The organism is Silvibacterium sp., from assembly GCF_047605705.1.
Lineage (GTDB): Bacteria > Acidobacteriota > Terriglobia > Terriglobales > Acidobacteriaceae > Silvibacterium.
In genome coordinates this window covers 58,145-71,948 of record NZ_JASGFD010000010.1, presented here as the reverse complement: position 1 = coordinate 71,948, position 13,804 = coordinate 58,145, and the positions used below count along the sequence as shown (strand labels likewise).

Genomic DNA, 13,804 nt, shown 5'->3' with positions numbered 1-13,804 from the left:
CGCGGTCTCCCTTAGTACGCCCGGATCTGGTCAATGTAACCGTCATAGTTACGCTTGATCTCGCGGAGCGAATCGCCGCCAAACTTCTCAAGAACAAGCTTGCCGAAGGCGAGCGCGACCATGGCCTCGGCCGCGACACCCGCAGCCGGCACCGCACAAACGTCGCTGCGTTCATACGCTGCCTTCGTCAGCTCGCGTCCATCGAATTTCACCGAGCCGAGCGGACGGCGCAGCGTGGAGATGGGCTTGAGGTAACCGCGGACAACGATGTCTTCGCCATTCGAAATGCCCCCCTCGATGCCGCCTGCGTTGTTGTGATCGCGGGTGAAGCGCGTATGTGCGCCTTCGGCGAGCGATTCGGCGTAGCCGATGGAGTCATGCACGGTCGAGCCCATGGAGGCTGCGGCGGTCACACCGCGTCCGATCTCGACAGCCTTTACGGCCTGGAGCGACATGACGGCCTGCGCGAGGATGCCGTCAAGGCGTTCGTCCCAGTTAGCGCAGGTGCCCACGCCCGCAGGCGCGCCGTGAATGACGACCTCGAAGATGCCGCCGACGGAGTCGCCGGTGCGCAGGGCGATGTCGACCTCGGCCTTCATGCGGGCTTCGGATTCTTCATCCACGCAGTTGAGCAGGACTTCGTTCTTCTCACGCAGCGCGCTGATCTCATCCCAGGTTGCGGGGCGCGAGAGCTCAGCGCCTCCAACGCGGACGATGTGGCTGGCGAGGTCGATGCCGAGTTCGAGCAACAGAGCCCTGGCGACAGCGCCAGCAGCCACGCGCGAGGTGGTCTCACGGGCAGAGGCGCGCTCGAGCACGTAGCGAGCGTCGGGAAAATCGTACTTCAGGGCTCCGGCCAGATCGGCGTGACCCGGGCGCGGCGAGGCGACGGCCTTGTGCTTCGACGGGTCACCGGTCTCGACGGGCAGGATCTCGGTCCAGTTCTTCCAGTCGCGGTTCTCGATCTCGATGGCAATGGGCGAGCCGATGGTTTTGCCGTGGCGCACGCCGGAGAGAAACTGCGCGGTGTCCTGCTCGATGCGCATGCGGCCGCCGCGGCCGTAGCCCTGCTGGCGACGCCAGAGTTCGCGGTTGACGCGCGCGCCATCAATGGGAACGCCCGCAGGCATGCCCGAAACCAATGCAATGAGGCTCTCGCCGTGGGATTCCCCGGCGGTTGAAAAACGCAGCATTCTTCCCTGTACCGTCCGATCTGCAAAAACGGGCCGGCCGCAGCGATACGCCGCGGCTCAAGACGCCTGACTTTTCATTGTATTAGAAGCTGGAGGACGGGAAGTCCTCATCGAACTGTCTCACCCGCGCAGGAGGTGGGAGCCGCAGATCCCTCCGCTTCGGTCGAGCTGACAATCCGCTACGAGAGCGTGAGCCAGTCCCACTGCGCCTCATTTAGGGGCACAACCGAGAGGCGGCTCTGCGTGACCAGCGGCGACTGCGTAAAGATCGGATTGGCCTTGATTTCAGCGAGGCTGTGGGGCGTCTTTACCGGCTTGCCGACCTTGATACGGACGATCGGCGCCCTGGAATCGGTGGGATCGACGGACAGCACCGTGGCTGTGCCGATGGCGGTGCGCTCATCGCCGGTGTGATAGATGACGCACTTCGCCCCCTTCTTCATCTCCCGGAGAAACTTCACCGCGGCAGGGTTAGTAACGCCGTCCCAGGTGGTCTCGACATCGCGCTGAAGATCAGCGAAGGAATAGACAGAGGGCTCGGTCTTGAGCAGGTAGCCGGCGATGGTGTCCATGGGTTTCTCCTCGATTGGGATCAGGGGATAAGGCTCAGGAGAGAGCATAGACGGATTTATCCCTTCCACCCAAGCGGAGCTTGGATGGGGCACCCATTTCGTTCCGCTGCGAATACCCACGTCTCAGAATCGAGACGTGGGGCACCCGGATTTTATCCCCTACACCCTGCTTTTCAGGATCCGAAGAGGCCGAACTGGGATTGCGGTTCGGGGGAGGAGTTTTCGTTCGAAGCGCGAGCACGGTGTTCGTCCACTTCATCGTCCTCCGGATCGACCACAGTCGCGATCACGACCGCCTCGGCCGCTTCCTCAACGACGAATTCCTCTTCGACCGCAGGGAGTGATGCCTCGGGCTCCGTCGCGAACTCGATGGTCGGAGCAACGGGCAGAGCGCCAGCTGCGGCGACGGGGACACCGCTCTTCGCCAGGAATGCCCGGGTATCGAGCAGCGGACGCTCCATGGAGCGAACGTAGTCTGTTATCTCGCCCGGGGCGCGGCCGGCGGCGATGTTGCGCTCGAACTCCGACTGGATGGTCTGCATCTTGGCGTCCATGTCGTCGAGGAAGTTGAGCAGGATCGCCTCGGGAATCATGGGCAGCTTGGGCGAACCGAATTCGTACTTGCCGTGGTGGCTGAGGATGATGTGATCGACCAGGACGCGCAGCGCGGGCGGAAAGCCCGGGATGGCGTCGATGCGCTTATCCACGAGATTGACACCGATGGTGATGTGGCCGAGGAGTTGGCCTTCGAGCGTGTAATCGAAGGTCGTGCCCCAGCGCAGCTCGTAGAGCTTGCCGATATCGTGCAGAATCACGCCGGTCAGCAGCAGGTCGCGATGGACGGAATAGTGCCGCGCGGCGAGGTCGGCGATGCCGAGCAGCGAGACCACGTGTTCGAGGAGTCCGCCGATCCAGGCATGGTGCATGCCTTTGGCCGCGGGCGCATCACGGAAGGCCGAGGCAAATTCCGGGTCGTCGAGGAAGGAGCGGAGCAGCGCGTGGAGGTGCGGATCGGTGAAGCTCGAGACGTAGCCGTTGAGGCGCGCCCAGAGGTCGTCGACGTTATAGGTGGTGCTGGGAACGAAGTCCGCGAGCTGGTACTCGCCCGGCTCGGCAACACGAATGCGGTCGAGGGTGAGCTGAATCTTGTCGCGGTAGCGCCCCACCTGGCAGTGGACCTTGACGATGTCGCCGGTAGAGAATTCACCGGCGCCGGAGGTCTCCCACATCACCCCCTCCGCCTGACCGGTACGGTCGGCGAGGGTCAGAGAAAAGTAAGGAGCCCCGTCTTTCTTGCTGCGGACCTGTTTCGCCGTAACGGCGAAGTACGCGGAGATGGTGCGGTTCTCGTACTTCGCCAATTCGGCGACAGATGGTTCTTTCATCAGACTAGTTCTGTGGCGCCGGTGCGGCGGGCGCCGGGGTGGAGGCCGGCTGGGCAGCAGGCGCGGGGGCCTGCTGCTGCGACTGGCTCGGAGTCTGGGTCTGATCGCTGTCCTTCTTGCGGTCCTTCATACGGCGCTTGGGACCGGTCTTGGTGTCGTCGACCTTCTTCTGCTTGGTAGTGTCGCCGTTCAGGCCGAGAGCCTTGCCCTGCTCCTGGCGGCTGGCGACGTCCTCCGTGGAGGGTGCAACCGGGGCGAACGGATCGGGCTTCTTCACCTTCGGACCGGACACGTGCTTCGAGTAGCGGCCCTTGGTCTTCTTCGCCTCGGCCTGCTCAGGGGCGACCGTACCATCGGGACCGACCACCTTCAGGTTCGAGCCGTTATTCTGGGCGACCTGGGTGCTGGTATCCGCATTTGCGCCTGCGTCCTCGGTCTTGGTATCGGCCGTGGGCAGGGTCTCACGCGGAGCCTGACCGAAGCGGATCTTTTCCTTCTTGCCGGCTTTCTGGGTCGCGGCGGCCTTGGCGCTGGCTTCCTGCTGCTTGCGCGTCTTGCCGTTGGCAGCCGGAGCGGCAGCGGCAGTAGAAGAAGCGGCAGAAGTCGAAGCTGCTGCACCCGCGGCGGCAGGAGCACTGCCCTGCGGCACATCGGCGAGCGAAGGCGTACCGGCCGGTACGTTGGAAGGTTCAGGAGCCGAAGCGGTCTCGGTATCCTGCGCCGCGGCCGCTGCGTTGCGTCCGCGCGGATGCGCCTGATGATAACGGGCGCGAACCACCTTCTTCTTCTTCTTAGGCTGCGGCGGCTGGTAGGCGCTGAAGATCGGCTTCATCTCGTTGGGGCTGGCGCCGGCGTCTTCGTAACCGCTCTTGATGTTGATGTAGGCATCCTCACGCAGGTGCGTGAGGTAATCGCGCATGGCAGGACCCATCTTGGCCATACCTACGGCATCTTCCACCTGGGCCTCTACGTCCTTGTAGGGCTGGACGCCGGCCTGGGTGTGCTGCGTAACTTCGAGAATCGCAAAGCCCTGGCGGGTGCGGATGGGCTCGGTAAACTGGCCGCCCTGGAGCGCGAAGACCTTGTCTTCGAGATCCTTGGAGGACGGGAAGAGCGCTCCGCGCTTGAACTCACCCAGCTCGCCGCCCTGGGCCGCCGTGGGACCGCCGGAGTTGGCCTTGGCCAGCGTGGCGAAGTTCCCGCCGCTCTTGAGCTGGCTTTCGAGGTCGTCAGCCTTCTTCTGCGCGGCCGCGACCTGAGTGCTGTCGTCCGGGTTCGCCGTGGGGATCAGAATCTCGCTCACCTGCACCTGTTCGGGCTGGGTGAAGTCCTGCTTGTGATCGTTGTAGTAGGCCTGCAGCTCGGAGGGCGTTACATTGACGTGCTGGCCGACTTCCTGACGGATGACCTGCTGCGCAATGATCTGGTTGCGCTCGCTCTGCTTGAAGTCTTCCCACGAGACACCCTGGTCTTCGGCGGCCTTCTGAAGGGCTTCCATCGTGGGCAGGTTGTTCTGCTTGCGGAGCTCATCGAGGCGCTTGACCAGTTCGGTGTCGCCGGTAATGTCGAGTTCCTTGGCCTTGGAGAGCAGGAGCTGGCGATCGATGAGATCGCGGAGCAGCTGGTGCTTCTGCTCGAAGAGCTGCTGCTGGGTCCAGTTCTGCTGGCGAGCCTGATTTTCGAGATCCTGCTCGGCGCGCGCATAGTCGGAGCGGCTGATGACCTGGTCATTGACGCGCGCGACTACGTCCTCGACGACCTCACCCTGGTAGGGCGAAGCATCCTGGGCGGGCTGCTTCGACTGCGCGAAGGCGGGATGGAGAGTGGGAACAGCCAGGCTGGCGGCCAGCACGGCGCAGGCAATTCGATGCGGCGGAAAGCGAAGGGTCATCTGTATGAACGTCTCGATCGGCGGCATCGGGGGAGCGATAAGTCCTGACCCATCCTGGCCGCGCTTGTGGTCATTCTAAACACCCGCCCTGATGAACGCCAGTGAGGCGGAACCGGGGAAAGAGGAAGTGCGGCCGACGCGGCGAGCGAGCCGGAGAGAATCATGCGAAGAAGCCGCAACTAGAGCGGATTCCGTGGTTTGTGCCTGCGGAGCTGCGCGTGCCGCCGGAGACCGGCGGCACGCGCCAAGGCCGGGATCATGGCCGTCCGGGTTCCCAGGCGTCCACAGGATGAGACTTGCGGGGCCCCTATAAGGAAAGCACCGGAGACGAGAAAATCCGGCGAAGGACGGATGCGCCGGATGAGAGCCCCGGCTTTTGCCTCGGGGCCTCGGGACGAAACCGCCGGTCAGCGTCCCATCCCGATTTCGATATCACTACCGGACGAGCTGCGGATATGGGCCTGTGCGGGATTCCCGTGTAGGCCCGGTGCTATACTTCGGCCTAGAGCGCTCCCGTAAGTCCTTCTCCTGCCGGGGCCGGGGGCCAGAGGATTCTTCCCAGAATGTCTTCACGCGCCCGTCGCACGCTTCTCTCCCTTACCGTCTTTTTTTCGGCCTGCGGTGTCGCGGGCATGTTCATCAGCCAGAAGGTGGGAGCGCAGTCTTCGACCGACGAATCGGCTTTTCGTGACAGCCTCAAAAAGTTTACCGACGTGTACCAGGTCGTCTCGGACAATTATGCCGAGCCTCTGACCGGGGATAAGCCGGACGACGTGATCTACGACGGTGCGATCCCGTCGATGCTGCACACTCTCGATCCACACTCGAACTTCTACGATCCGAAGGCTTACGCAAAGATGCGTGAGGACCAGCACGGCCGCTACTTCGGCGTGGGCATGACGATCCAGCAGCAGAGCAACAAAATTGTCGTGGTGTATCCGTCGGAAGGAACGCCGGCATTCAAGGCCGGCATCCGGCCGGGCGATCTCATCGTTTCGGTGGACGGCAAGGCGACGGATGGGCTGGACACCTCGGCGGTGGCCGATCTGCTGAAGGGACCGAAGGGCACGCATGTGCACCTGACCATCACCCGCGAGGGCGCGGCTTCTCCGCTGACCTTCGACCTGGTCCGCGATGACATTTCGCATCCCTCGATCGATCTGAAGTACGAGATCAAGCCGGGCGTGCTCTACATCCACATCACGCAGTTCCAGGAGACGACGGGACGCGAATTCTCCGACGCGATCGATCAGGCGGGCGACATCAAGGGCCTGCTGCTCGACCTGCGCGGCAACCCCGGCGGCCTGCTGACCGAGGCGGTTTCGGTCTGCGACAAGCTGCTGAACAAGGGACAGATCATCGTCTCGCAGCGTGGACGCGCCTATCCCGAACAGAGCTACCGCGCGCAGCATGGCAATGGCGGACACGTGTTCCCTGTCGTCGTGCTGGTGAACCACAACACCGCTTCCGCCGCGGAGATCGTTTCGGGCGCGCTGCAGGATCACGATCGCGCGATCATCACCGGCGAGATCACCTTCGGCAAGGGCCTGGTGCAGACGGTCTATCCTCTCTCGGATAACACCGGACTGGCGCTGACGACCTATCACTACTACACGCCGAGCGGCCGCCTGATCCAGCGTAACTACAACGGCGTCTCGCTGTACGACTACTACTTCAACCACAACACGCCACAGAACAACAAGGACCGCGAAGTCAAGCTGACGGACTCGGGCCGGACGGTCTACGGCGGTGGCGGCATTACGCCCGATGACGACATCACGACGCCCAAGGCCAACCACTTCCAGGAGCTGCTGGCTGCGCACAATGTCTTCTTCAACTTCACCAAGCACTACGACATCAACCACACGGTCTCGAAGGATTTCCAGGTGGACGATGCGGTGATGGCGGACTTCAAGCAGTTCCTGACCGCGCAGAACATCGCTTACACCGACCAGGATCTGGCGAGCGTAAACGATTGGCTGAAGACCAACATCAAGGCTTATCTCTTCGGCACGCAGTTCGGCGAGACGCAGCGGCTGCGCCTGATGGCGGACTGGGATCCGATGATCGCCAAGGCGCTGACCTACATGCCGCAGGCCGAGCAACTCGAACAGTCGGCGCTCAAGGATGCAGCGGCGAAGCAGACAGCACGGAACTCGGCCACGCAGTAATACCGAAGCCGAAAACCGGCATAAAAGGGGCACGCATCGCAGACGCGATGCGTGCCCTTTGCTTTTATCGGTCGCACGAACACTGCTGCATCTCGCCACAGAAAGCAGGAGCCACAAGAGACGCCGGCGCTCCGCACGACATCCCATAGAAATAGTGTGTGCTCCCGGTCCAAGGCGCAAGTCTGTATCGGGGCGGGCATCGAGACCGCGCGACGAGAGGATTTGAGATGGCGATTGTGGCTGAAGTGCTGGTAGAAACGCTGGCCAAGGCAGGCGTAGAGCGAGTGTGGGGCGTGGCAGGCGATTCGCTGAACGGGATCACGAATACGATCCGCACCACCAAGGGCCTCGACTGGATGCACGTCCGCCATGAAGAGTCGGCGGCCTTCGCAGCGGGAGCCGAGGCGCATCTGACCGGCAAGCTTGCAGTCTGCGCGGGCAGCTGCGGTCCGGGCAACCTGCACCTGATCAACGGCCTCTACGACTGCCACCGCAGCCGCGTGCCGGTGCTGGCGATCGCGGCGCAGATTCCGAGCCAGGAAGTCGGCTCGAATTACTTCCAGGAGACCAGCCCGGAGCACCTCTTCAAGGAATGCAGCCACTACGTCGGGGTCATCACTCAGGTGGAACAGATGCCGACGGTGCTGGGCATCGCCATGCGCACGGCATTGACAAAACGAGGCGTGGCCGTGGTCGTGCTCTCGGGCGACGTGGCGCTGCGCAAATGTCCGTCTCCGGCGCTCGAACTCGGCATCCTTGCGTCGCAATCCTCGGTGCGCCCCTCGCAGGCAGAGCTGCGGCAGGCCGCCGAGATACTGAACAACGCAAAGAAAATCACGATCCTGGGTGGTGCGGGCTGCGAGGGCGCGCATGCAGTGCTGATGGCCGCCGCCGGAAAGCTGAAATCGCCGATCGTGCATGCGCTGCGCGGCAAGGAATTCATCGAGTACGACAACCCGTATGACGTAGGCATGACCGGGCTGCTCGGCTTCTCCTCGGGCTATCACGCAATGATGAACTGCGATGCGCTGCTGATGCTCGGCACGGACTTTCCCTATCGGCAGTTCTATCCGCCCAAGGCGAAGATCCTTCAGGTGGATGTGCGCGGTGAGCAGATCGGGCGGCGCACGGAGGTGACGCTGGGGCTGGTCGGCACGGTGAAGGAAACACTCGAAGCGCTGCTCCCGCTGATCGAAGACAAAGCCGATTCGTCTTATCTCGAAAAATGCCGGGATCATTATGCCAAGGCACGCACCGGTCTCGACGAACTGGCAGTGGGCGAGCCGGACAAGAAGCCGATCCATCCGCAATACGTGGCTAAGATCATCGACCAGGTCGCGGCGGAGGATGCGGTCTTCACCTTCGATGTAGGCACACCCTCGGTATGGGCCGCGCGCTATCTGAAGATGAACGGCAAGCGCAGGATGCTGGGCTCTTTGAATCATGGCTCGATGGCAAACGCGCTGCCGCAGGCGCTGGGGGTGCAGGGCGCCTATCCGGGGCGGCAGGTGATCTCCCTTTCCGGCGATGGCGGGCTCGCGATGCTGCTGGGCGATCTGCTCACGCTGCGTCAGCACAATCTGCCCGTGAAGATCGTGGTCTTCCAGAACAACTCACTGGGCTTTGTGGAACTGGAGATGAAGGCTGCGGGCCTTGTGGATTACGGCACGGAGCTGGTGAACCCGGATTTCGCCGCACTGGCTGAGACAACAGGCGTGCTTGGCATCCACGTCGAATCGCCCGAGGAGCTGGAGCCTGCGCTGCGCAGAGCGCTCGCGCACAACGGACCGGCTCTGGTGGATGTGCTGGTGAACCGGCAGGAGCTCTCTATGCCGCCGACCATCTCGGCACAGGAAGCGATGGGCTTCAGCCTCTACATGCTGCGCGCCGTGATGAGCGGACGCGGCGATGAGGTGATCGATCTGGCGAAGACAAACCTGTTCCGATAGAAAGGCATTTGCAAAGACAACGGCTGCAGATCTTGGCGATCTGCAGCCGTTGTCTTCGGAGAATGAGCTAGTTCCAGGTGAAGGTTGCCGCGGCATTGTGGGGAAGCGTAGCGCGCACTTCTCTTCCCTCGCAGACGATGCGGAAGCCCTGCGCCGGGCCTTCATTGGTGACGAGCAGCGCATAGCCACTATCCGGTGTGCGGAAAGCGACATTCCCGAGACCGGATGGCATCGTGTCATTACTTGCGATGACAACCGATCCCGATGGCACGAAGCGCGAGACGTGTGCGAGGGTGATGTAGCCGAGATGGCGTTCCACATGGTCGCCGTCGATGGTAATGGCTCCCAGACAGGTACGACATCCGCCTTCGAGGATGTGCGGCCCGGCTTCGGAGTCGGAAGCCAGATTCCAGAGAATCAGGTCGCGGCTCCAGTTACGCAGAGCTCCGATCGCAATACGACGGATGGGCTCGGTAGCAGGCCACGGCACGCCGTTGCGCGTGTCCTCGATCACCATTTGCTCCGTGAAGTAAATATTCTTGGCCGGATACGCCTCGTGCATCTTGCTCAGATTTTCGAGTGAGCCCGCGTAGAGGTGAAAGGCCGATCCATCTATAAAGCGCGCTGCTGCCGGGTCGGCGAGTATGTGCTCCGGGAAAGCGATATGGTCGGCGTTGTGATCGTAGATGATGATCCTCGTCTTCAGGCCTGCACGCTGAAGCTCAGGGCCGAGACTGTTGGCGACGAAGAGACGCTGCTGCTCAGCATTCCAGGCCAGGCTGGGATTGTTGAAGTTCTCCTCGGACTCATTCTGGATCGTCATCGACTCGATGGGGATGCCTTCCTGCTGCATCGCCTGAAAATAGCGGACGAGATACCGGGCATAGGCATCGTAATAGCGCGGCGCGAGCATACCGGAACGTGTGGTGTGGTTGTCCGAAGCATGCAGCCAGAGAACCGAAGCCGTGTACGCGGCGAGCACGTGAATCATGCCACCGGCCATCTGCGCATCGCGACCGATGTACACAGGATTCAGGCGGCCCTTCGGCCACATGTCGTCATCCTGCATCACGTTCAGGAAGTCGCCGGTGACATGGCCATGCGTGCGATGGAAAGGATGGTCACGGAGAAGAAACAGCAGCCCCAGCAGGCACTCCGCCGTGAATAGCACAACAAGCGACGTTGCGACGATGATCGCCGATGCCGTCCATCTGCGCCCGCGAACGGCCAATGCCGTCACAGTCAGCCCCGCGAGCAGAAAGAGAAAAGCCATGAGAATGCGCCGGCTGTCGCCGGAAAGGAAATCCCGGCTTCCGTGCGAAATTCCCTTCTTCATCCATGACGGACAGGTCCACGGCGAAGCCATGATGTGCAGATCCGGGCGGATGGCGAGGATCTCATGCATCACCGGGAGGATCGATTGCCTGTCCGGTGCGAGGCTGAAATGCCGCAACTCCGGGTCTGTGCGACCGAAAGGCATGTCGTCATACGTGTAGAGCTGGCGAACCATGTCCGATGCGCCGATGGTGAGCCGCAGCTCGGAGATGTTCAGGTCGCCAGAGCGCTTCCCGAAGAGCTCCTCAAGCAGCGCATGCCGGCGCTCCGGAGACATCTGCATGAGCAGATCCGCGCTGCCGCCGGTGAGCGTGTAGCCGAAGCCCTCGATGGATTGGAAGCTCTGCTTCGGATCGATCCGGATGACAGGACCGGCATCCCCCGGGGTCTCCGGAGCAAACGCGAGGGCGGGTTGCGGAGTGAGCACGCTGGAGCGGTCCGCGGTCGTCAGATATTCCTGCACAGGTGAAGTTTCAGGCAGGGATTTCGCGCCAAGAGAGTGACCGGGGAAGACGAAAAAAGCGAATACAGGCAATAAATACACGTATAGCAGGCGACGGCAGAGCAACGCGGAGATCCTTCTGAAAGGCGAGGGTTCCCTCGATCATACCGGCACTCCTCTCAAACAAGGAGTACCGGAATGTGGGATTGCCTGCCGCGTATTGAAGCCTGCTACGGACTAAAGCCTGTTATGGATTTGCCGCGCCGCGCCCACCGGGAGCCTTTTCCAGCTCACGGTAAATCTCTTCGTTGCGAATGATGGCCTGCACGTATTCGCGCGTCTCCGTAAAAGGGATGGACTCAACGAACTCATCCATGTCGCGGTACCGGCCGCTGGCCTGCCAGTCGAGAACACGGTTGTCGCCTGCGTTGTAAGCGGCGAACGCGTATTCGGGCTTGTCGCCGAACTTGTCGAGCGTCTGCTTGAGGTAGCGTGTCCCGAGGCGCACATTCGTGCCAGGGTCGAGCAGATCCTCGGTGCGGAAATGCCCCATACCCTCTTCATGCGCCATCGCCTTGCCGACGCTCGGCAGCAACTGCATCAGGCCGTATGCGCTCTTGTTCGAAACGGCGTTCGGATTGAACTCCGTCTCCTGACGGATGAGCGCTGCGACCATGATGGGGTCGAGCCCGTTGGCAGCCGCGGCTTCCCGAATGTTCTGCCAGTAAGGCTGCGGAAAGAGGATGCGCCAGTAGGCCATGGGCATCGAGTCGATCGGCGCCGAGGTGTAGAACGGCACCGCGCGCTTCATCAGGCGCATGGCATGGGCGGTCTCGCCATACGCTTCATAAATCGCAGCCTCGGCAAAGGCTCCCCAGGAGTCGCTGCCATCGGCGGCGCGAATCTCTGCCGGGATGTACTCATTGAGGCCGGCATTCGCGAGCAGCTTGGCTTTGACGAGATGTGGATCCTGATCGGGAACATCATCCGAAAGCTCGGGAATGTCCTCGGGCTGCAGCGCATCGAGGCTGGGAATATGGGAGGACTCATCGGGCACGTTGGCGGAGGCCGTCTGCAGTGCGAGTGAAGGCTCAAGCTGCACAAGGTGTGCGAGGTGATCCTGCGCCAGCGCCGCATAATAGTAGTGGCGATAGACCCGCGTTAGAGTGCGATAGTACTTGGCCGCCTCGGGATACTGATGGTTGTCCTCGTAGAGGCGCGCACGCCAGTAGAGGGCTGAAGGAATTTCCTTGCCGCCTGCGTACTGCGCAATCTGCTCGTCGAACATCCGGGCGGCGCTGGCGTAATCCCCCAGGCGATAAGTGAGCCACGCCGCGCGCCAATGCGCGCTGGGCGAATAGTTCGAGCAGGCGCCCGCGTGGGGCGACTCGCAGGACTTCGGGAACCGGCGCGCCAGCTCGGAATAGTAACCGATGGCCGTGGGGAAATCCTTGCGGAGAAGATACATATTTCCGCTCGAATAGAGCGCCTCGGCCAGCCACGAGCTTGAGGGGAAACGAGCCTTCATGCTTTCGACGATGGAGCGCTGCGTCTCGCCGTCGTCCTTGTCGCGGGCAAGCTCCATCAGCAGATACTGGCGGCGCGCGCCAGCCTCGTCGGAGGTATCCGGCAGACGCTCGAGATCGGCAGCCTTCAGCCGCTTGAGCTTCCAGTCACAGGAGGCGGCGGCGACGAGCATGGCATTGCGCGCGGCGGCATCGAGACTTGCGTCATCGCCCAAAGAGCGGTACTCCTCCGCAGCCTGGTCGTAGCGGCCTGCGCCGTAGAGGGCATCGGCGTGGCTGCGCCGCTCGGAGGCGGGCAGCGAGGTCAGCGCGCCCGATGAGGCGAGCTGCGTACGCGCGGCGGCCGCTTCAGAAGAAAGCGGGTAGCTCTGATAGATGTGGCGGAAGATCTGCGTGGCCTGCGCGGCATTGCCGGCCATCAGCTGCGCCTTCGCGTCCGCCAGCTGGAAATCCGCCTTGCCCGCGAGCGGGCCGGAGCGCTGGGCATTCAGGATACGAAGCGCCGACTGCGGATCGCCTTCCTGAATATAAAGATTCGCCTCCAGAACCGGGATGCTCGCGACGAAGATCGAGTCCGGATGCTTTGCAGTAAATCCGTCGAGGATGGCCTCCGCCTGCGGCAGCTGGTTGCTCTGCAGATAGGCCTGCGCGGTGAGGTAGTCGGCGTAGTCGTCGAGAGCATTGCCGACGCGGTTGGCGGAAGTGAAAGCCGCGATGGCATCGGGATACTTGTGATCGAGCAGGTACGCGTGTCCGACGGCAAGATACGCTGCCGCCGCGGCTTCACCCGTGTGTGCATGGGCGTAAGCGGCAACACCGTCATAAGCGGCCGGCGTGCGCATGACCGAGAGCTGCTGGGCCATGGGGCGCAACTGCGTAGAGGCGACGAAGGCCTGCTGGAGTTTGCGGCTCTTGGCGATCTGCCCTGCAGTCAGCGGATGTCGCGGATGACGGCGCGTGGCTGCCTTCCGGACCGCAGCGGCATGGCTATGACTGGAAGCATGCGCCGAGGCCTTCTTGCCCGAAGACTTTCCGGACGTTTTTCCCGACTGGGAGGCAGCCGGATGCGTGGCTTTCTTCTTGTGGGTAGAGGTCGTCTGCCCGCCCAGGCTGGGCGAGAGAGCGAGAGTAGCCGTGAGCAGCAGCGCCGCTCCGCCGGTGGCCTTGATCCAGGTGTTGCGATGAGAGAACTGCGCGGCTGCCAAGTGGTTCGACTCCTCTCTCTACTCTATGACGAACACAACCCGAAATTGCCCGGGAGAACCTCTGCAAAGAGGGCCGGGTTTCCAACTTCGACAATGGCCGATGCCGGAGACCCGGAGTTCTGATTCGGAACCGCC

The 13,804-nt window shown here is 62.4% G+C and carries 8 protein-coding genes; 2 read left to right on the top strand and 6 right to left on the bottom strand.

What is annotated here, in order from left to right; translation table 11 throughout:
• Positions 1-11: 11 nt before the first annotated feature.
• From aroC to QM649_RS05600, 4 genes are all read right to left on the bottom strand, one after another.
• Complete coding sequence (gene aroC / locus QM649_RS05615; RefSeq protein ID WP_415198039.1) at positions 12-1,193, bottom strand: chorismate synthase; 1,182 nt, start codon at positions 1,191-1,193, stop codon at positions 12-14.
• A 179-nt stretch (positions 1,194-1,372) separates the two neighbouring features.
• Positions 1,373-1,765: an EVE domain-containing protein gene (locus QM649_RS05610; RefSeq protein WP_415198038.1), complete on the bottom strand. Its 393-nt coding sequence runs from the start codon at positions 1,763-1,765 to the stop codon at positions 1,373-1,375.
• A gap of 173 nt (positions 1,766-1,938) precedes the next feature.
• Positions 1,939-3,150, bottom strand: a complete 1,212-nt coding sequence (locus tag QM649_RS05605; protein WP_415198037.1) for a 3'-5' exoribonuclease YhaM family protein — start codon at positions 3,148-3,150, stop codon at positions 1,939-1,941.
• 4 nt (positions 3,151-3,154) lie between these two features.
• Positions 3,155-5,041: a peptidylprolyl isomerase gene (locus tag QM649_RS05600; RefSeq protein ID WP_415198036.1), complete on the bottom strand. Its 1,887-nt coding sequence runs from the start codon at positions 5,039-5,041 to the stop codon at positions 3,155-3,157.
• A 563-nt stretch (positions 5,042-5,604) separates the two neighbouring features.
• On the opposite strand from QM649_RS05600, the gene QM649_RS05595 reads away from it, so the two are divergent.
• Positions 5,605-7,212, top strand: coding sequence for a S41 family peptidase (locus QM649_RS05595; RefSeq protein ID WP_415198035.1), 1,608 nt, complete (start codon positions 5,605-5,607; stop codon positions 7,210-7,212).
• A 227-nt stretch (positions 7,213-7,439) separates the two neighbouring features.
• Positions 7,440-9,161 carry a ubiquinone-dependent pyruvate dehydrogenase gene (gene poxB / locus QM649_RS05590; protein ID WP_415198034.1) on the top strand — a complete coding sequence of 574 codons (1,722 nt, stop codon included), beginning with the start codon at positions 7,440-7,442 and terminating at the stop codon, positions 9,159-9,161.
• Between the two features lie 67 nt (positions 9,162-9,228).
• Here poxB and QM649_RS05585 read toward each other — a convergent pair whose 3' ends face one another.
• Entirely contained in the window at positions 9,229-10,959 is a 1,731-nt protein-coding gene (locus QM649_RS05585) for a glycoside hydrolase family 30 protein (protein ID WP_415198033.1), read from the bottom strand.
• A gap of 226 nt (positions 10,960-11,185) precedes the next feature.
• The gene (locus QM649_RS05580) at positions 11,186-13,669 is read right to left on the bottom strand and encodes a transglycosylase SLT domain-containing protein (RefSeq protein ID WP_415198032.1); all 2,484 of its coding nucleotides are present in this window, start codon (positions 13,667-13,669) and stop codon (positions 11,186-11,188) included.
• Between the last annotated feature and the right edge of the window lie 135 nt (positions 13,670-13,804).